18 protein-coding genes are annotated in these 19,105 nt (G+C 36.8%); 8 read left to right on the forward strand and 10 right to left on the reverse strand.

Annotation, left to right across the window (positions count from 1 at the left end; translation table 11 throughout):
* Positions 1-171: 171 nt before the first annotated feature.
* Complete coding sequence (locus L6469_RS05375; protein ID WP_006283370.1) at positions 172-1,839, forward strand: formate--tetrahydrofolate ligase; 1,668 nt, start codon at positions 172-174, stop codon at positions 1,837-1,839.
* A gap of 98 nt (positions 1,840-1,937) precedes the next feature.
* On the opposite strand, the gene L6469_RS05380 is transcribed toward L6469_RS05375, so the two are convergent.
* From L6469_RS05380 to L6469_RS05390, 3 genes are all read right to left on the reverse strand, one after another.
* The gene (locus tag L6469_RS05380) at positions 1,938-2,510 is read right to left on the reverse strand and encodes a helix-turn-helix transcriptional regulator (protein ID WP_006283369.1); all 573 of its coding nucleotides are present in this window, start codon (positions 2,508-2,510) and stop codon (positions 1,938-1,940) included.
* A gap of 129 nt (positions 2,511-2,639) precedes the next feature.
* Positions 2,640-4,025, reverse strand: coding sequence for an MATE family efflux transporter (locus L6469_RS05385; RefSeq protein ID WP_050787960.1), 1,386 nt, complete (start codon positions 4,023-4,025; stop codon positions 2,640-2,642).
* Between the two features lie 92 nt (positions 4,026-4,117).
* Positions 4,118-5,209, reverse strand: a complete 1,092-nt coding sequence (locus L6469_RS05390; protein ID WP_027452916.1) for a UDP-N-acetyl glucosamine 2-epimerase — start codon at positions 5,207-5,209, stop codon at positions 4,118-4,120.
* A gap of 135 nt (positions 5,210-5,344) precedes the next feature.
* Here L6469_RS05390 and L6469_RS05395 point away from each other — a divergent pair, with 135 nt between their 5' ends.
* Complete coding sequence (locus L6469_RS05395; protein ID WP_006283366.1) at positions 5,345-5,803, forward strand: NfeD family protein; 459 nt, start codon at positions 5,345-5,347, stop codon at positions 5,801-5,803.
* Between the two features lie 35 nt (positions 5,804-5,838).
* Positions 5,839-6,792 (forward strand): SPFH domain-containing protein, encoded by a 954-nt coding sequence (locus tag L6469_RS05400; RefSeq protein WP_006283365.1) that lies wholly within the window; start codon positions 5,839-5,841, stop codon positions 6,790-6,792.
* Positions 6,793-6,892: 100 nt separating this feature from the next.
* Here L6469_RS05400 and L6469_RS05405 read toward each other — a convergent pair whose 3' ends face one another.
* A complete protein-coding gene (locus L6469_RS05405) occupies positions 6,893-7,762 on the reverse strand; it encodes a M48 family metallopeptidase (RefSeq protein ID WP_006283364.1) in 870 nt (289 codons plus the stop codon).
* An 894-nt stretch (positions 7,763-8,656) separates the two neighbouring features.
* On the opposite strand from L6469_RS05405, the gene L6469_RS05410 reads away from it, so the two are divergent.
* The 3 genes from L6469_RS05410 (at position 8,657) to L6469_RS05420 (ending at position 11,347) form a co-directional block, all read left to right on the forward strand.
* Entirely contained in the window at positions 8,657-9,358 is a 702-nt protein-coding gene (locus L6469_RS05410) for an iron-sulfur cluster assembly scaffold protein (protein ID WP_027452918.1), read from the forward strand.
* A gap of 14 nt (positions 9,359-9,372) precedes the next feature.
* On the forward strand, positions 9,373-10,389 hold the full coding sequence (locus L6469_RS05415; RefSeq protein ID WP_006283362.1) for a GGGtGRT protein: 1,017 nt from the start codon (positions 9,373-9,375) through the stop codon (positions 10,387-10,389).
* 148 nt (positions 10,390-10,537) lie between these two features.
* The gene (locus L6469_RS05420) at positions 10,538-11,347 is read left to right on the forward strand and encodes a nitroreductase family protein (protein ID WP_006283361.1); all 810 of its coding nucleotides are present in this window, start codon (positions 10,538-10,540) and stop codon (positions 11,345-11,347) included.
* Between the two features lie 265 nt (positions 11,348-11,612).
* Here L6469_RS05420 and L6469_RS05425 read toward each other — a convergent pair whose 3' ends face one another.
* The 3 genes from L6469_RS05425 to L6469_RS05435 form a co-directional block, all read right to left on the reverse strand.
* Positions 11,613-11,984 carry a DUF2023 family protein gene (locus L6469_RS05425; RefSeq protein WP_006283360.1) on the reverse strand — a complete coding sequence of 124 codons (372 nt, stop codon included), beginning with the start codon at positions 11,982-11,984 and terminating at the stop codon, positions 11,613-11,615.
* Between the two features lie 97 nt (positions 11,985-12,081).
* Complete coding sequence (fldA, locus tag L6469_RS05430; protein ID WP_006283359.1) at positions 12,082-12,576, reverse strand: flavodoxin FldA; 495 nt, start codon at positions 12,574-12,576, stop codon at positions 12,082-12,084.
* Positions 12,577-12,826: 250 nt separating this feature from the next.
* Positions 12,827-13,195, reverse strand: coding sequence for a hypothetical protein (locus L6469_RS05435; protein ID WP_039871114.1), 369 nt, complete (start codon positions 13,193-13,195; stop codon positions 12,827-12,829).
* Between the two features lie 389 nt (positions 13,196-13,584).
* Here L6469_RS05435 and L6469_RS05440 point away from each other — a divergent pair, with 389 nt between their 5' ends.
* Both L6469_RS05440 and aroC read left to right on the forward strand, forming a co-directional pair.
* Entirely contained in the window at positions 13,585-14,175 is a 591-nt protein-coding gene (locus L6469_RS05440; protein ID WP_006283357.1) for an FKBP-type peptidyl-prolyl cis-trans isomerase, read from the forward strand.
* A gap of 70 nt (positions 14,176-14,245) precedes the next feature.
* A complete protein-coding gene (gene aroC / locus L6469_RS05445; protein ID WP_006283356.1) occupies positions 14,246-15,346 on the forward strand; it encodes a chorismate synthase in 1,101 nt (366 codons plus the stop codon).
* Positions 15,347-16,101: 755 nt separating this feature from the next.
* Here the strand turns inward: aroC and L6469_RS05450 are convergent.
* The 3 genes from L6469_RS05450 to L6469_RS05460 are packed head-to-tail and all read right to left on the reverse strand — an operon-like array spanning position 16,102 to position 18,272.
* The gene (locus tag L6469_RS05450; protein WP_006283355.1) at positions 16,102-17,010 is read right to left on the reverse strand and encodes a dihydroorotate dehydrogenase; all 909 of its coding nucleotides are present in this window, start codon (positions 17,008-17,010) and stop codon (positions 16,102-16,104) included.
* Complete coding sequence (locus L6469_RS05455) at positions 16,998-17,774, reverse strand: dihydroorotate dehydrogenase electron transfer subunit (protein ID WP_006283354.1); 777 nt, start codon at positions 17,772-17,774, stop codon at positions 16,998-17,000. Before L6469_RS05455 ends, L6469_RS05450 begins: the two co-directional genes overlap by 13 nt.
* Before the next feature lie 39 nt (positions 17,775-17,813).
* A complete protein-coding gene (locus L6469_RS05460) occupies positions 17,814-18,272 on the reverse strand; it encodes a helix-turn-helix domain-containing protein (protein ID WP_006283353.1) in 459 nt (152 codons plus the stop codon).
* Positions 18,273-19,105 lie beyond the last annotated feature (833 nt).

Consider the following 19,105-nt stretch of genomic DNA (forward strand, 5'->3'; position numbering starts at 1 on the left):
TCCAATAAATTAGTTTTCATGCACATTCTTATTCATATACAGAATCCATAAGAGATTCTTTTCACAACTTTATTTAGCTATTCTAGTCTAATTATTTTCATATTATTTAGAATATACGTACCTTTGCAAATGAAAAAAGAATAAAAAACCAACATAACTATTTGTTTTTGAATGAAGACAGATTTTGAAATTGCTCATGAAGCCCACATGGAACCTATTGTTTCTATTGCAGAGCAACTAGGTATTCCAACCGAACATCTTGAGCCTTATGGTAAGTACATCACAAAAGTACCTTACACACTTATCGACGAGGAAAAGGTTAAGCGCTCAAACTTAATTTTAGTAACCGCAATGACTCCAACCAAGGCAGGTGCAGGAAAAACTACGGTAAGCGTTGGTTTGGCTCTTGGTATGCAACGCATCGGTAAGAAGGCCATTTTAGCACTTCGCGAACCATCACTTGGTCCTTGCTTTGGAATGAAAGGTGGTGCAGCTGGTGGTGGATATGCTCAAGTATTACCTATGGAGAAAATCAATCTCCACTTTACAGGCGACTTTCACGCTATCACATCGGCCAACAATATGATTGCTGCCTTGCTCGACAATTATATCTATCAGCATCGCGATGAAGGTTTTGGTATGCGTGAAATTTTATGGAAACGCGTACTTGATGTTAATGACCGTAACTTGAGAGGTGTTGTTACCGGTCTTGGTGGTGCAACAGATGGCATTACCCAGAAAACAGGTTTCGATATTACACCAGCATCAGAGATTATGGCCATTTTCTGTCTTGCTACCAGTGAGGAAGATCTTCGCAGACGCATTGACAACATCCTTCTTGGAATCACTCTCGAAGGAGAACCTTTTACTGTTAAGGATATGAATGCAGGTGGTGCCATCGTAGCTCTGCTGCACGATGCCATTCACCCTAATCTAGTACAAACCACTGAAAATACGCCAGCTTTTATTCATGGTGGTCCATTTGCTAATATCGCTCATGGATGTAACTCTGTACTAGCTACCAAATTAGCTATGACCTTAGGCGATTATTGTATCACGGAAGCCGGATTCGGAGCTGACTTGGGAGCAGAAAAGTTCTTTGACATTAAGTGCCGTAAAGCTCGTCTTCAACCAAAACTTACCGTTATGGTGGTTTCTGCACAAACACTAAAGATGCATGGTGGTGTTGATATTAAAAATATCAAAGAGCCAAATATGGAAGGCCTAAAGCGTGGATTTGCTAACATGGACAAGCACGTGGAGAACATGCGTAAGTTTGGCCAAAATTTAGTAATCTGCTATAACTATTTTGCATCTGACACAAAAGAAGAAATCGAAATGGTTCGTGAGCACTGCCGCGAGATTGGTGTAGGCTGCGCTGTTAACACGGCTTTTACTGATGGTGGTAAGGGTGCCGAAGAGCTAGCCCAATTGGTAGTTGATACCATAGAGAAGGCTCCTTCTTCCCCTCTCGCTCTGATGTATGGTGACGAAGACAGTATCGAAAATAAAATTACCAAGGTAGCCAAAAAGATTTATGGTGCTGACGGAATCATACTGAAACCTGCAGCCAAGCGCCAGTTGGAACGTATTAAAGCTCTTGGATATGATAAGTTCCCTGTATGTATTGCCAAGACACAATACTCCTTCTCAGAAGACGCCAAAGCATATGGTATGCCTAAAAATTTCAGTATAACCATCAGAGATCTTGTCATTAATGCAGGTGCGGAAATGATTGTAGCAATTGCTGGTACCATCATGCGTATGCCAGGATTGCCAAAACATCCACAGGCTGAAAAAATTGATGTAGTTAATGGTATCATAGAGGGATTATCTTAATGCGAGAATAAACCATAAACAAAAAGCTGCCAGAATATAGTTCTGGCAGCTTTTTTAGTTACAATATGATAATACAAAAAACATATTTTGCTTTTTGTTCATTCTCCTATTTTATCCAAATCTATACGCTTATTCACTTTCAAAGCTTTAAATTGTGAAGGCGTCATTCCTGTCACACTTTTAAACTGAGTACTCAGATAGGCTACACTAGAATATTTCAACAGAAGAGCGATTTCTGTGAGGGAAAGTTCATCATATTTTATTAGTTCCTTTACACGTTCAACTCTCTGCTCGATGTAATAACGCTCGATAGTAATACCTACTACTTCACTAAATAATTTACTAAGGGCACTATAATCACTATGACATTCACGTGCTACAAAGTCACTTAAATTTAATGTGGAATTATTATACTTATAATGTACTAATTGAATAATAGCTGACTTAATATGATTAATAGTCTGCTTTTTCTTATCATTTAGCAGTTCAAAACCAATACTCTCCAAACGTTTTTGCAAATCGATGAGAGTTTCTTCAGATAGTTCCTCTTCGATGTGTACTTCACCTAAATCAACTGATTTAGGATGAAGTTGCATATCACGTAACACTTGATCTACTGCCATTTTACAACGCGGACAGACCATATTTTTGATATACAAGGTTGTTTCCATAATAAAGATCTCCTTTTTTATACAATAATTATTTAAATAGTAGATGTCTAATACTATCTATTTTTCTAATGTTTAAATCAAATTCTTCACCAAAAGGCTTTAATATTAAACGTACTAACTTTATTATTATTATTCTAAAACTTCATTACTATAATGAATATCACCGTTTTCCTCTTTAAACTCGCTATCCAATTGCTTGAAAGTATAAATCATAACAGGAACAGTAAGAATAAAAGCAAGTATATCACTCCAGGCCTGACACATCTCAACTCCTTTTAACCCAAAGAAATAAGGAAGTATAAGGATAAGTGGAACAAAGAAAAGGCCTTTACGTGCTGCAGCTAGAATATTTGCACGCCATGGTTTACGACATGTTTGAGTCATCATATTACTTGCCATAGAAAGCGCATTAAGCGGATAAGCAACAAGCTGCCATACCAGAGCTGGAGCTCCTATAGCGACAACAGCAGCATCATCACGAAACAAACTCACTATTTCATGACTATAATAGATGCCTATCAATCCCATAACTATCAAAAATATGGTACCCACCTTAACAACAAACCAATAGGCCTGCTTTAATCGGTCGAAAAGCCTTGCACCATAACAGAATCCACATACAGGCTGAAAACCTTGTCCTAAACCTACCACAATAGACATGACAAACATGGTAATACGATTAACTATACTCATAGCAGCTATGGCAGCATCGCCATATATTCCTGCAGTATAATTAAGCGCTACTGTGGCAAAACACCCTAGCCCTTGTCGCGACAAAGAAGGACTGCCACCATAGAATATTTCCTTCATCGCTATCCATGTAGGCTTAAAATTTGACCATCGTATACCTATTATTCCATCCTGGCGAGTCATAGCTAGCAGGATACCAAAACTTACAATTTGGCCGACAACCGTTGCTATGGCTGCTCCAGATAAACCCATATTAAATGTGAAGATAAAAAGAGGATCGAGTATACAGTTAAGTAGAGCACCCAACACCATTCCCTGCATACTTTTATTAGCATAACCCTGAAGCCGCATTTGACAGTTTAGAGTAAGCGATGATGTTAAAAATGGCGTTCCGAGAAGAATAATCCACAAATAGCGCTCAGTATATGGTAAAATCGTTGGTGTGCTTCCTAACAGCAAACTCAAAGGCTTGAGTAATATTTCACCATAAAAAAGAATGATACAACCAAAAAGAAAAGACGAAAAGAAACCAATACTCGCCATTTTCTCGGCTTTGGCATGATGCTTAGCTCCTAATTCTCGAGAAATATAATTGCCAGATCCATGACCAAAGAAAAAACCAAACGATTGGATAAAAAACATGAACGAGAAAACAATACCAACAGCTGCAGTAGACTGCGTATCCAGCCGCCCCACGAAATAGGTATCCACCATATTATAAAGGCTCGTAACAAGCATCGACATAATAGTAGGAATGGCCATTTTAAGAATTACGCCATTTACTGGAGCCTCAGTCAAAAATTTATATTTATCAGTTTCTTGCAGCACTATCTAAAATTAATTCGCAATATTTATCGTTTTCAAATTCATGTTTTATCAAATGTAATTCAACGGGCTAGTAACCTTTTAAGATGCAGCTACGCATCAAGTAAAATCTGCAAAATACGTTCTGCTGTTCGTCCATCCCAACGCTCAGGGATATCAGCCTTTTTCCAACGGTCTGCCAAAATATCTTTCAAAGAAGAAGCCAGTAGATTTGCATCCTCACCCACAAGGACATTAGTACCAACCTTAACAGTTTCAATGTGCTCTGTATAATCATTAAGCGTAATACAAGGCACTTGGTTAAAAGTAGCTTCCTCTGCCACATTGCCACTATCGGTAATAATGCCCTTTGCATGAGCTGTAAGATAACTGAAGTCGAGATACCCCTGAGGCTCTACAATATGAAAATGTGACATATCTAATTGCTTTTCTGCAGCAATAGATTCAACTATCTCTTTTGCTAAATCACGCAATGGAGCTATAACCGGCAGATGGCCAGCATTATTGACAACAGCTTCAAGCATAGCAAACAATTTCTCGTGATTCTCGATAATAGCCTTGCGATTCAACGTAAATACAAGATACTGCTTATCCTGCAACTGCATATCCTCCATCAACTGAGAACGATGCATAAAGGCTTGCAAAAAGCGGATATTATCAATAAGAATGTTACCCACCATATAAACCTTACTCAACTCCGCACCCTCTTTATTAGCTATAGAGTTATTGCTAAGGCCAGCAGTAAAGAGAATATCACTTAGACCATCAATAACTAAGCGGTTAATCTCTTTAGGCATAGTTATATCAAAGCTACGGGTACCCGCTGCTATATGAGCTAATAATATACCTCTTTTCTTTGTAACTATAGAAACGGCCATAGTAGAAGCCAAATCGTCTACAACAATGACAGCATCAGTAGGAAATTCATGAAGATACTGCTCAAATGCCGACATGACTTTACCTGTAAGTTCGTTCAGATTCTCACAATCTACTCCAAGAAACACATCCGGACGAGCTATCTGCAAATCATCAAAAAGCGAATCTTCTAATGTTTTATCGTCTGCTGAACCTGTATACACAAGTTTTACATTCAAACGCTCATTCTTGCAGTTTTGTACGGCTCTTAATATTGGAGCTACCTTGATAAAATTAGGGCGTGCGCCCGCAATAATTGCTATTTTCATCTTAATACTATTTAATGCAAAAGTACCACTTTTTTCGAAAAAAGCACGAAAAATTTTCAACTTTATCATTTTTTTTATATCTTTACACCTAAGAATAGATATACAACTAATAATAAACCCTAATTATAACCCTGTATGATCGAATATATTTCCAATAATCTATGGCTTTTTTGGCTGATTATCACAGCCGTATGCCTAATTCTTGAACTTTGTTCGGGCGATTTTTATATTACATGCTTTGCTGTCGGTGCATTGCTAACCGTTTGTCCAGCTTTAGCACATCTGCCTCTTTGGGTACAAATTATGGTATGGGCAGTCATGTCTGTTCTGAGCATTTGGCTTATCCGCCCAAAATTGGTTGACCTCATACACAAAGGAGCAGATATACGTAACAGTAATGCCGACGCACTGATAGGAAAAATAGGTAAAGTAGTCGAGACTATTCCTGCTAACGGCTATGGCTACATACAGGTAGATGGAGACCAATGGAAATCAAAATCTATCGACGACGCAGACATTGCCTTAGGCGAAAAAGTAGAAATCGTGGAACGCGAATCAATTATAATGACCGTTAGAAAAATTAAGAATATATAGTATACAAATTATAAACTTTTTAAAATTTCAAGATTATGGACATAGCTACTTATGTGCTTGTTGCAATTGTGGTATTAGTGCTCATTTTCGTCAAAATGGCAGTAGTCATTATACCGCAATCAGAGACTAAAATTATCGAGCGCCTCGGCAAGTATTTTGCAACCCTTAAACCGGGTATCAACATCATTATTCCGTTCGTAGATCGCGCCAAAGAAATTGTTACCATCAATCGTGGTCGCTATTCTTACACCGACACCATAGATTTACGTGAACAGGTGTACGATTTCGACCGTCAAAATGTTATTACTAAGGATAACATTCAGATGCAAATTAACGCTCTGCTCTATTTTCAGATTGTAGATCCATTTAAGGCTGTTTACGAAATAAGTAATCTACCAAACGCTATCGAAAAGCTTACACAGACTACACTTCGTAATATTATCGGTGAAATGGAACTCGACCAAACGCTGACGAGCCGTGATACTATTAATAGTAAACTTCGTGGTGTGCTCGATGATGCTACTAACAAATGGGGTATTAAAGTGAACCGTGTAGAGCTTCAGGATATTATTCCACCAGAGAGCGTGTTAAACGCTATGGAGAAGCAGATGCAAGCTGAACGTAACAAACGTGCAGCCATTCTTACCAGCGAGGGTGAAAAACAAAGCCAGATTCTAAAGTCTGAAGGTGAAAAAGCTGCTCGTATCAATCAGGCCGAAGCTGATAAGCAGCAGGCTATTCTTCGCGCAGAAGGACAGGCTCAGGCTCGTATACGCAAAGCTGAAGCTGAAGCTGTAGCCATCAACAGAATTACAGAGGCGGTAGGAAAAAGCACTAATCCAGCTAACTATCTGCTTGCCCAAAAATATATCCAAATGTTGCAGGATGTGGCTGATGGTGACAAGACAAAGACCGTATTCCTACCTTATGAAGCCAGCAATCTTATGGGTAGCATAGGCGGAATTAAAGAGCTCTTCAAAAATAGTTAATTCACAGATAATACAGATACATAACTTAATATCAAAAAAAATCCCTGTTGCTTTCATCTTTTGAAAGAAACAGGGATTAACTATATTAACCTAAAAATATTTACTTCCTTTTATTGGCAGACTTTTTGACAGCCCTTTCAGTCGTTTTCTTAGAAGTTGTTGTTCTTGGCTTATAATACTTCAATGCTGTAGGCATAGCCTTCTGAAGAGCACTGATACGAGTTGCATCACTTGGGTGATCACTCAAAAGTTCATTCGTATTACCGCCTGCCGAACTCATACGTTTCCAAAAAGGAATAGCTTGCTCTGGATCATAACCAGCCATAGCCGCAAAAATGAGGCCCATATTGTCGGCTTCAAGCTCATTTTCTCGACTATATTTCAGATTTTTAAAAGAGAAATACTGACCAGCTACACCCGCAGCAATATTACCAACATTACCACCAATAGTTTGATTCAGAATATTACCCACAATTGAAGTACCCATTTGCTGATTTTTCTGTTTGGTTATTTGCTCTGCACTATGCTTAGCTACTGCATGAGCGATTTCGTGACCAAGAACGATTGCCAAACTTGTCTCATTCTGTGTATAAGGTAACAAACCTTCATAAACTACGATTTTACCACCAGGCATACAGAATGCATTAGCACTTTTGTCTGCAACAAGATTAAACTCCCATGCAAAATTATTCACTTCATTGGCATATCCATTACTCTTGAGATAACTAACTACCGCATTGGCCAAATTCTTACCAACTCGCTGAACAAGAGCTGTATTAGCTACATCGGTAGACTTTTTTGCCTTTGCCATATATTGCTTATATTCCTGATTAGAAAGAGACAAAATATACTCATCAGATACAGAAATTCGATGTTGACGTCCAGTCAAAGGAACAGTTGAAGTTGTCCCACAAGACACAAAAGTAAGTGCTGTTAAAACTGTAATTACAAATAACTTAATTTTCTTCATATTTTTTGGTGTTCTTAAAACCTTTTTATATTACCTCATATTATAATCTAACGAAGTACAAATATTCACTTTTAGGGAATAGAATATCAGTCACTTCTAATATTATGCAAAGATAAGCATTTTACAAATAAAGCGAACTTTAAAAGCACTGTTTTTTCAAAATAGAGACGTCGAGACAAGACAAATTGAATATGGTCTACTTCTAGCAGAATAGCCATAAGATTATTATAATTACAAAAACATGCTATAAGAATCATGATTTATTCAGGAATTGTAAACCTTGAGTGGAATACGCTTATTATAGTACAAACACAACACACAGATATTCAACAAGTTATAACATATTTATAAATTCAAAATTCTAATATGTCATCAAATGACACCTAAAAGTATAAAATCTTATTCATTAAACTTCAATTTAGATTAGAACAACTCTCCCCCTTTACACCCAAAAACTATGCTCTAACAAATCACTTGCAAAAAAGCGTATTCGAGAAAGAATATATACTAATAGGTAACGTTTATTTTCCCTAGATAAAGAGGTTAAAAGATAGCAATATTCTTGCTTTTTATTATATTTGTATATCCACCTACAGACTTAAAAGCAGTTAGAAACATACCCAGACATTACCACCTCCCTATATTTAGCAATCACTTAAGAAGTAAAATACGATAAAATCAAGTAGACATCATTCATTATCTGGATTTAATCCAAATAGCATGTTTTCTATCGATTTTCTTGCCCAATCCACGAAAAAAAGGTAATTTTGCACGTGGCTAACTTATAAGCCTTAGGGAAGTCCCCAAGAGAACAAGAAATTATTTTCGAGCGAAAGCGAGAATTAAGAAATACTATTTATTATAAATAAACATTTAAAATTTAATTTTAGTAACATGATTTATTCAACTGAAATTAAGAACATGTGTAGCGTTGCTAAAGGCGCAAATCATGGTCCAGCTCCAATCCCTGAAGAGGGTAAATGGATTCAGGCTAAAGAGATTAAGGACATTTCTGGCTATACTCATGGTATCGGCTGGTGTGCTCCACAGCAGGGTACTTGCAAATTGTCTCTTAACGTTAAGGATGGTGTAATTCAGGAGTGCCTCGTAGAGACAACTGGTTGTACAGGTATGACTCACTCAGCTGCTATGGCTTCTGAGATTCTTCCTGGCAAGACTATCCTCGAAGCTTTGAATACAGACTTGGTTTGCGATGCTATTAACACAGCTATGCGCGAGTTGTTCCTTCAGATTGTTTACGGTCGTACACAGAGTGCTTTCTCTGAGGGCGGTTTGGCAATCGGTGCTGGTCTTGAGGATCTTGGTAAGGGTCTTCGCAGCCAGACAGGTACAACATACGGTACTGTAGCTAAAGGTTCTCGTTACCTCGAGTTGACTGAAGGTTACATCACCAAGAACTTCCTCGATGAGAATAACGAAATCTGTGGTTACGAGTATGTACACCTCGGCAAGATGATGGAAGCTATCAAGAACGGAATGGATGCTAATGAGGCTGTTAAGAAGTTCACTGGCACATACGGTCGTACCAAGAAGGAACAGGGTGTTGCTAAAGTTATTGATCCACGTAAAGAATAAGGAAATACGATATTATGATTAGAGAAGTAAGTTTTGAGAGTCAGGAACGTCGTATTAACCAAGTTCTTGCAGCTCTGAAGGAGAACGGCATCAACAGTATTGAAGAAGCCAACGAGATTTGTGAAAAAGCTGGTATCGATCCATATCAGATGTGTGAAGATACACAGCGTATTTGTTTTGAGAACGCTAAATGGGCATATGTATGTGGTGCTGCTATCGCTATCAAGAAAGGTGCTAAGTCTGCTGCTGAAGCTGCAGAATACATCGGTATCGGTTTGCAGAGCTTCTGTATCCCAGGTTCTGTAGCTGACGACCGCAAGGTAGGTATCGGCCATGGTAACTTGGCAGCTCGTTTGCTCCGTGATGAGACTGAGTGTTTCGCATTCTTGGCTGGTCATGAGAGTTTTGCTGCAGCTGAGGGTGCTATCAAAATCGCAGAAATGGCAAACAAAGTTCGTAAGAACCCACTTCGCGTTATCTTGAACGGTCTTGGTAAAGATGCTGCTCAGATTATCAGCCGTATTAATGGCTTTACCTATGTACAGACTAAGTTCGATTATTTCAAGTCTGAACTTAACATCGTACAGGAAAAGGCTTATGGTACAGATCCTAGCCGCCTAAAGGTACGTTGCTATGGTGCAGATGATGTTCGTGAGGGTGTTGCTATCCTTTGGAAAGAGAACGTTGATGTATCTATCACTGGTAACTCTACTAACCCTACTCGTTTCCAGCATCCAGTAGCTGGTACTTACAAGAAGGAGCGTATTCAGGCTGGTAAGCCATACTTCTCTGTAGCTTCAGGTGGTGGTACAGGTCGTACTCTTCACCCAGATAACATGGCTGCAGGTCCTGCTTCTTATGGTATGACTGATACTATGGGTCGTATGCACTCTGATGCTCAGTTCGCAGGTTCATCATCAGTTCCTGCTCACGTAGAGATGATGGGCTTCTTGGGTATCGGTAACAACCCTATGGTGGGTGCTACTGTTTCTATCGCTGTAGCTGTAGACTTGGCTTTGAACAAGAAGTAATCTGGTAGATTATTATTTAGTTCAATATATATTCCCTGGCTTTCTTCGGATAGTCAGGGATTTTTTTGCCCACTTTCTTTGCAAATGTGCAAATAATATTGTATCTTTGCACCCCGAAACAAATCAAGAACAGTATTTAGGAAAAACAATGGCAGAAATTAATATCAATACGGACACTTGTATCATGTGTGGCAAGTGTACTCAAGTTTGTCCTCCTCATATTTTCATGCAACGCGAAAAGAAGACTCCCATACGTGTTTTCAAACCAGAGCGTTGTATCGATTGTGGCCACTGTGTAGACGTATGTCCTACCCACTCTATTGAGCATAGCAATATTCCTTATGAAAAGGTACATAAGATAGATTATAAGGATATGCCAACACCTGAGCAGTTAATGAATTTGCTGCATGCTCGAAGATCTAACCGAACGTTCACAGACAGAACAATTCAAGACAGTGCTTTCGAACAGATTATAGAAGCTGGCTACTATGCCCCTACTGCTGTTAACAACCGACAGGTAAAAATTACCTTGCTCAAAGATGCAGATCAACTGCTCCAAGTAAAGCAGTATGTTATGGATACCTTCCTAGAAATGGCTGCTAAAATGAAAGCTGAAAACAACGCAAACGAAGGTTACTATAATGCAGCCATGCTCGAAGGTCTAGTTAAATCGGCTACAAGAGGCAGAGATACAATTCTACGCGGATGTTCTGCAATCCTCGTATTCACAAGTAACCATGATATGGGTATACGAGACTGCCAATTGGCTTATCAGAATAGTTCACTAATGGCTCAGGCATTAGGCATCAGTCAAGTTTATCTAGGCTATGTACTTAATGCATATACCAATGGTGACCAGAAGAAACTTGAAGAAATTATGGGTGTAACTGATCATATCCAAGCTGTAATGGCTCTTGGTATACCAGCTTTCAGATATACCAATTATACAGAAAGATAAATCGAAATACCCCATAGGATATATCAATTGCATATATTTAAGTGTTTTAAGATCAAATAAAAAGCAGTTATCCTAAAAATGGAGACTGCTTTTTTGTTTACATGAAAATAAAGTAAAACACATATAGTCACAAAATATTACTGGGTGTACAAACAATAAAAGGAGTGTCTCACGACATTCCTTCTACTTTATTATACAAAAACATTATGAATTTTATTTTAGCGAACAAGATTTGAAAGTTTATCACATTCTCGTTTCTATACAGTTATTGTGCATTTTTGCACTCGCGGCATTTTTCTTTACGCTGACAATAGCGCTCACATTGCACACAAATGTCATATCCCAACATCGCACCTAATATAAAATCTTCTTCAGGAGTAAGTTTACTTAGAGGCTTTGTCACGATAAGTCGAATAGCATCCAGACACTCTTGACGGCCAAAATACAGATTTAACCGATCATTACCTACTGGCTGAATAAGATAATCAATATGAAGACTTTGCAAACGCTTTACTGCAAATGTTTCATATTTTTGATTGAAAGTGAAGAGTACCATCCTACGAACTCCTTTTTGATATTCGTAAATATGATTCATCAAAACTTTCATATCGGTTGGCATCAAGGTTGTCTGTGGCATGCTATTCTAACTTTAAGATGTGAGAGATATAAAAATAGTATATATAAAAATGGATGAGAATTCTTTCTATTAGAAATTCACTTTTATTGCTTCAAATTTATAAACTAGGTTTAATTGCCTGAAGCCAAGATTCTATACGCTCTTCCGTTTTGTCACTTTCATTTACATCATCAAGTGCAAGACCAACAAACTTTCCATCTACCACTGCTTCAGAATCATCAAACGTATAATCGTCTGCAGATACACCTTCAAGAACATTTGCACCAGCAGCCTGTACTGCATCATAAAGTTCTTTCAATGCTCCATTAAAAGTATCTGGATAACTCTCGCTATCGCCTGTACCAAAGAGTGCAACCGTTTTTCCAGCTAAACCAGTATCTTTTAAAGTGTTCACACCATCATACCAGTCATCCTGCAGTTCACCTGCACCCCAAGTAGAAGTACCTAATAAAAGATTATCATGATCCGCAATAACCTGCGAGTCAAGATTAGCTACATCAATAGCTTCTACACCTAGCTTCTCTGCAATATTCTCAGCGATAGCTTGCAATGTTCCTGTTGTGGAACCATATATTACAACTGTCTTTTTCATTTGGTTTTCGATAAATTTTAAATGAATGAAATAACTTATGATTTACAGTTGCAAAGATAAAGGCTTTTTAAATAACATGCAATACCTAAAAATTATGGTTTTACAAGAAAAGGTTTGCGATAAAAAATACTTATAATTAAGTAAGCAGATACCAATGAATAGTGATAATACTATCCACATACAAAAAAGCCGCAAACCTGATGAACAGATTCACGACTTTTTATAGCGAATAGAAATAATATCTTAACTGTTACTTGTTGATACCACGGTTGTTAAGGGTGGTGTTTAAAAGAACAAGATACTTACGATACTGAGAATCTGTAAGAACTGAACGAACGTACTTCAAATCATTCTTGATAGCCTTGTCAATGATTTCCTTACGATCTGAATTATTAGAAGCTGCTGCTGCATCCATAAGATCTGCACTAAAATTCTTGTGAATATCCTTGATGGCATCTTCCTGATGAATGTTCAATGAAAGAGCTTTAGAAAGACTCTCCATATTGACATTGGTCAAGTTGTAAGCTTCTACTGCTGTTGCAGCTGTTGTATTTTCATCTGCTGCAAAAGTTGCTGTCATACTGAACAAAGCTACTGCTAATAAAATCATCTTTTTCATAATCTTTTTACCTTTCAATCTTTTTCGTGAAGTAACCAAGCTTCACTTTTGTTAAACCTAAAATTATTATCCTAATTGTCTTAAAAAATAGATTTCTCCTAGTTATAGGAAACATCTTTCGATGTAATCTTTTTCCTTTTGACAATGCAAAGATAGCAATTATATCTTAGCCAACAAACAAATCGTTACTCTGTTATCGCAAACAGCCGTTTTTCTTGACCTAAATCAAACTTTTAAGTTTCATTTTGAAATTTGAACGCAAATTATGTAATAGATTGTAAGATACAGATAGCAAAATCATAATCATTCTATCACAATTCGAGCTGAAGACTTCAGAAATCCACTTTTTATTAGTACCTTTGCACCCAATAACATTATATAAAGTTAAAATGAACGAAAAGAAGAACAAATTCTTTGCCATATCTTACACCTTGTATGATACTACAAACGGCAAACAAGAACTGGTAGAGAAGACTACTGAAGACAAGAACTTCAATTTCATCACAGGTATGGGCATAGCTCTCGAGGCATTCGAAAAACAGGTACTTGACTTGAATACAGGCGACAAGTTTGAATTCACTCTTAGTCCAACAGAGGCTTACGGTGAGAGAGACGAGAACTATGTGCTCGAACTGGAGAAAGAAATTTTCTCTCGTGATGGTAAGTTCGATGATGAGAATGTCAAAGTAGACGCTGTACTTCCATTACGCAGTGGCGACGGTAAAATTTTTTATGGTCGTGTTCTCAACATCACTGACGAGAAAGTAAAGATTGACATGAACCATCCTTTGGCTGGCAAACAACTTAGCTTCAAAGGCGAAGTTGTAGAAACTCATGAAGCAACCGTAGAAGAAATGGCTAAGTGGGCTTCAATGATGAGTGGCGAAGGTGGCTGTAGTGGTTGTGGCGGCAATTGCGACGGAAATTGCGGTGACGGTGGCTGCAACTGTGGCGATGGTAGCTGCGATTGTGGCAAATAATTACTAAAAAAGACAAGCAGAGCCAATATAGCTCTGCTTTTTATATCGTATATTATAAGAGGTAAAGATCATGAGGAATACTTTTGGAAATATTTTCACTCTGACTTCATTTGGCGAAAGTCATGGTACTGCTGTAGGTGGTATAGTTGACGGCTTCCCTGCCGGCATAGACATCGATTTAGAGTTTATTCAGAATGAACTGAAAAGACGAAAACCAGGACAAAGCAAAATTACGACAGACAGAAAAGAACCCGACCAAGTCGAATTTTTAAGTGGCATATTTGAGGGTAAATCAACAGGTACCCCCATTGCTTTCGAAGTGCGTAATACTAATCAACACTCTAAAGACTATGATAATATGCGCGAAGTCTTTAGACCCTCTCATGCAGATTTCACCTATTATAATAAATATGGTATAAGAGACCACCGTGGCGGTGGCCGCTCTTCTGCACGAATTACCATTGCAAGATGTGTAGGAGGTGCTTTAGCTAAACTCGCTCTAAAGCAATTAAATATTTCTATTCAAGCCTATACCTCACAAGTGGGTACAATCGCTCTGGATAAAGATTACCACAAATACGACTTATCTACTATAGAAGATAATATTGTAAGATGCCCAGACCAGGAAAAAGCCAAGGATATGGAAGACCTCATCGCTCAAATCAAAAAAGAAGGCGATACTATTGGCGGAACTATAACTTGCGTTATCAAAGGCTGTCCTGTTGGTCTTGGTGAACCTGAATTTGGTAAACTTCACGCTCAGTTAGGAGCTGCAATGCTTGGAATTAATGCTGTAAAAGGATTCGAATACGGCAACGGATTTGATGGAGCTTCTGCCCGGGGAAGTGAAGTTAACGATGAATTTATTCCTCGAAAAAATATTGTACTCAAGAACCTTGCTGATAAAGTTACGACTTGCACCAATAACAGTGGAGGCATACAAGGAGGAATAAGTAACGGACAAGATATCTATTTTAGAGTGGCATTTAAACCTGTTGCAACTCTACTTCATCCTCAAAATACGGTAGATATCCACGGAGAAGCAACATCATTGGATGTAAGAGGTAGACATGATCCATGTGTACTCCCTAGAGCTGTCCCTATCGTGGAAGCTATGGCCGCTATGGTCATTCTTGATAATTATTTACTGAATAAGACTACAAAAATCTAAAAAAATAAGAGTACAAGAAAATTTATACGAATTATAGTAGTTCGTATTGAGATTTTTTGTACCTTTGCACTATATAATAAATGAAGGTACTTGTGAAAGCCTCTTTATTTAGTAGTTAAGTCTAGTTTAGTTTTTGTGTTGGTTGAGGGTAGCTTTTAAGTTACCCTCAAATTTTTATGGCCTTCTTATTCTAATAAAGCGCTTATAATATAATATGCATATTTGTACTTATAAAAACTGTATAGAGAAAACGTATACACACCACAAATCTTCTACTATTTGGTTATATCCCCTTAACTTGTATCCAGTTTATATACTGTTCTTCTAGAACTTTATCTTCTTAAAAAAGTTTCCAAAATGAAATACCATTTCATTTATAATAGACCAATCAAAAATCTATATCTTTAAAAAAATACAGAGAGCATTCTACTTATGCTTTGTTCAATATTTACGTCATTAACAGATTCTATAAACTAAATAGTACCTACATAATAGCCCATAAAACCCTACTCTATTATACTTTAAGAATAGGATATAATCACAATTTATCTATTTAGGATTAATTAATCAGTTTATTACTACATTCATTAATATTTGTATTTATAGATTTGTGTATCATATAAATACCAACATCTAATATAATTGCTATAAAAATCTACATATCAGCCCAGTAAGAAAATTTTCGAACTTAAAAAGTCACTCAACTCTTGTTTCCAAAGAGTCGAGTGACTTTACACTATGTTTTATGAACTGTATTAGTCAATAGCCCCAATAATCTCCTCAACTGATTTACATCCATGTGCATCAAGCCAATCACTTATACCATCTTTGATTTTCTTAGTTACTGCTGGATCCAGGAAATTAGCAGTTCCAACTTCAATAGCAGTTGCACCACACATCAAAAATTCAATAGCATCCTGAGCTGTGCAAATACCACCTAAACCAACAACAGGGATTTTAACAGCATGAGCTACATCATAAACCATTCTAAGTGCTACAGGCTTAACAGCTGGTCCACTTAATCCACCAGTGCGAATACTGAGAAGAGGCTTACGCTTCTCTATATCCACAGCCATGCCCATCAATGTATTAATAAGAGAAACACTATCAGCACCTTCAGATTCACATGCACGTGCAATCTCAGCAATATCAGTAACATTAGGAGAAAGCTTCACTATCATAGTTTTATGATACACTTCGCGAACAGCTTTAACAATACTTGAAGCACCTCTTACACTTGTACCAAAAGCCATTCCACCATTCTTTACATTAGGACAACTAATATTAACTTCTATAGCTGGTATACCATCAAGTGCGTCTAATTTTTCAGCACACGCTGCATAATTTTCTGGAGAACTACCACTTACATTGACGATCATATTTGTGTCTATATCCTTAATTTGAGGATAAATATGATTAATGAAGTAATCTACACCTTTATTCTGTAACCCCACACAATTAAGCATACCCTGAGCTGTTTCTGCCATACGAGGATAGTCGTTACCTTGACGAGGAAGCAAAGTGGTACCTTTAACTATAATACCACCTATTTCTTCTAAAGGCACAAAATCAGCATATTCAAGCCCATAACCAAAGGTACCAGATGCTGTCATTACAGGGTTTTTAAGTTTTAAGTCATTTATTTTTACATTTAAAGCTGCCATAGTAATTTCTTTATATTAAATACAGGTCCATCTTGACAAACACGAAGATTTCCTTCTGTTGTATTTTCAACACAACATAAACAAGCACCTACACCACAAGCCATTTTATTTTCTAAAGAAGCCTCACACTCAATGCCAGCTTTATTAGCGAAACGAGCTACACTAACCATCATTGGACCAGGACCACAAGTAGAAATCTGATCAAAAGACTCATTCTCAAGAATACTGTGATTAGTAACAAAACCTTTCTCACCCAAACTTCCATCCTCTGTAGTTACATATACACGTCCATATTGCTTGAACAATTCAAGCTCAAGCAAATCTTTGGCAGAACGTGCTCCAAGAAGGAAAACTGGTTCACACCCCATATCTCTAATTACCTTACCAAAATATAGTAAAGGAGCAACACCTACACCACCACCAACAAGCAAAAACTTTTTGCCTGTTTCTATAGGAAGAGTGAAGCCATTACCTAATGGCATTACACAATTGAGGGTATCACCGGCTTTCAACTTTGCCAACTGTCGAGTACCATCACCAACAATAGCTACCAAAAGCCATAATTGGTTATTGTCACGATCTACGAAATTAATTGAAATTGGACGACGAAGGAACGTCGCAGGCGAATGATCTATTCGCACCTCTAGAAATTGTCCAGGAATAATCTCTGGTAAAGGCTTTAAATCTGTTAACTTGATAAGTACATGTTTATCACTCAAAGCTTCTACCGAGATTACTTGAAGGTCTAAAATAAACTTTTTCATTTTTGCTCTTTGCAATATGTTTATGCAAAGATACAAAAATTATTTTTTAGGTACAAACGTATCGAATGTTCCATCATCATAAAATACAGTAATCGTAGCAACTCTTCGTTTAGGTTTGTCAACATCTTTTACCACAATATGATTATGTATTTTGGGTGTATTTTGTACACAATGTGTATCAGGTGTGTCAAATTGCATGGAAGATAGTAAACCAGAATCATCGCTTACTTCATTATCTACTTGATCACCGTTTTGCTCAATAAGGGTAGGAGCTACCTCTGAAGCTTCATTTTGAAACATTTCTCCCTGACCAAACATAAGCCATGCCAAATTAATGGTAGGGAACTTTTTCTGAATAGCTTCAACTGTATTAAGGGTTGGCTTTGTACGACCACCAAAAATATTACTTAGTGATGCTGCAGAGATATCTATATAAGCTGCAAAACTCTGTTGAGTCATATGCTGACTTTCCATCAATTGCTTGATTCGATCTTTCATAATTACAGTAGTTTTTTGTATTAATGGCGAAAAATACTTCTCGCTTAAAGATTTTACAAAGATAAAATATTTTTTCGAAATATACAATATGTAAATTAAATATTTTGAATTATAAATTAAGATTTATAATCTTTAAATTCATAAATAACATAATTAGCAAAGTGTATTTCGATCTTTTAGATTTATAAATGTAAATACAGGTATGTAATACCCTGCAAAGCAAATATTTAGAAAAAAAACATAAAATACTGACTATTCCTCAGTTATATTATAAGAAGAATAACCAATATGTAGACATATTGATGATTTACCCCTAAAAAATATGATTTACATAAGTAAAAAGAAAAAAGCTGCACATGTAAGTATCTGATTTTCTGATACTTATATGAATATTATTCAAATTGTATAATTATAGGTTTAAATTTTGAATTATTAAGGTTTTATATTTTATAATTTTAATCAACAAATTAAATATCTTCTTTAGTTTTATAAATCATACCTATAAACAAGTAAAATCGATTTTATTTATATAAATCACACAAATAAAGATTCAAGAAATTAAATGTAATAAATTGTTAACAGTAAATCAAATCGAACTAAAAATAATGAAAATCCTTTTTTTTCTAAAATTCACCACAGTACTATACAATTCTAAAAAATACGAGAATTTTAGCACGCCAAAAACAACATAACTTACTATATATCAACACTTTATTGCAGATTTTAAACATCTAAAAAGAACGCAATCTAGCTTTAAACAAAGCTAATTTGCCCCAAAAATATTCTATTATTTAAAAGAAAACACCTATATTAATATAAAAAAGGCTCTATTT

It is taken from the genome of Segatella baroniae B14 (assembly GCF_022024235.1).
Lineage (GTDB): Bacteria > Bacteroidota > Bacteroidia > Bacteroidales > Bacteroidaceae > Prevotella > Prevotella bryantii.

Bases quoted from the DNA above. Each gene is read 5' to 3' on its own strand.
- L6469_RS05425 (WP_006283360.1), bottom strand. From the start codon at position 11,984: ATGCCACAGACAACCTTGATGCCAACCGATATGAAAGTTTTGATGAAT.
- L6469_RS05395 (WP_006283366.1), top strand. From the start codon at position 5,345: ATGATCGAATATATTTCCAATAATCTATGGCTTTTTTGGCTGATTATC.
- L6469_RS05415 (WP_006283362.1), top strand. From the start codon at position 9,373: ATGATTAGAGAAGTAAGTTTTGAGAGTCAGGAACGTCGTATTAACCAA.
- aroC (WP_006283356.1), top strand. From the start codon at position 14,246: ATGAGGAATACTTTTGGAAATATTTTCACTCTGACTTCATTTGGCGAA.
- L6469_RS05380 (WP_006283369.1), bottom strand. From the start codon at position 2,510: ATGGAAACAACCTTGTATATCAAAAATATGGTCTGTCCGCGTTGTAAA.
- L6469_RS05420 (WP_006283361.1), top strand. From the start codon at position 10,538: ATGGCAGAAATTAATATCAATACGGACACTTGTATCATGTGTGGCAAG.
- L6469_RS05450 (WP_006283355.1), bottom strand. From the start codon at position 17,010: ATGGCAGCTTTAAATGTAAAAATAAATGACTTAAAACTTAAAAACCCT.
- L6469_RS05405 (WP_006283364.1), bottom strand. From the start codon at position 7,762: ATGAAGAAAATTAAGTTATTTGTAATTACAGTTTTAACAGCACTTACT.
- fldA (WP_006283359.1), bottom strand. From the start codon at position 12,576: ATGAAAAAGACAGTTGTAATATATGGTTCCACAACAGGAACATTGCAA.
- L6469_RS05410 (WP_027452918.1), top strand. From the start codon at position 8,657: ATGATTTATTCAACTGAAATTAAGAACATGTGTAGCGTTGCTAAAGGC.
- L6469_RS05460 (WP_006283353.1), bottom strand. From the start codon at position 18,272: ATGAAAGATCGAATCAAGCAATTGATGGAAAGTCAGCATATGACTCAA.
- L6469_RS05400 (WP_006283365.1), top strand. From the start codon at position 5,839: ATGGACATAGCTACTTATGTGCTTGTTGCAATTGTGGTATTAGTGCTC.
- L6469_RS05455 (WP_006283354.1), bottom strand. From the start codon at position 17,774: ATGAAAAAGTTTATTTTAGACCTTCAAGTAATCTCGGTAGAAGCTTTG.
- L6469_RS05390 (WP_027452916.1), bottom strand. From the start codon at position 5,209: ATGAAAATAGCAATTATTGCGGGCGCACGCCCTAATTTTATCAAGGTA.
- L6469_RS05375 (WP_006283370.1), top strand. From the start codon at position 172: ATGAAGACAGATTTTGAAATTGCTCATGAAGCCCACATGGAACCTATT.
- L6469_RS05440 (WP_006283357.1), top strand. From the start codon at position 13,585: ATGAACGAAAAGAAGAACAAATTCTTTGCCATATCTTACACCTTGTAT.
- L6469_RS05435 (WP_039871114.1), bottom strand. From the start codon at position 13,195: ATGAAAAAGATGATTTTATTAGCAGTAGCTTTGTTCAGTATGACAGCA.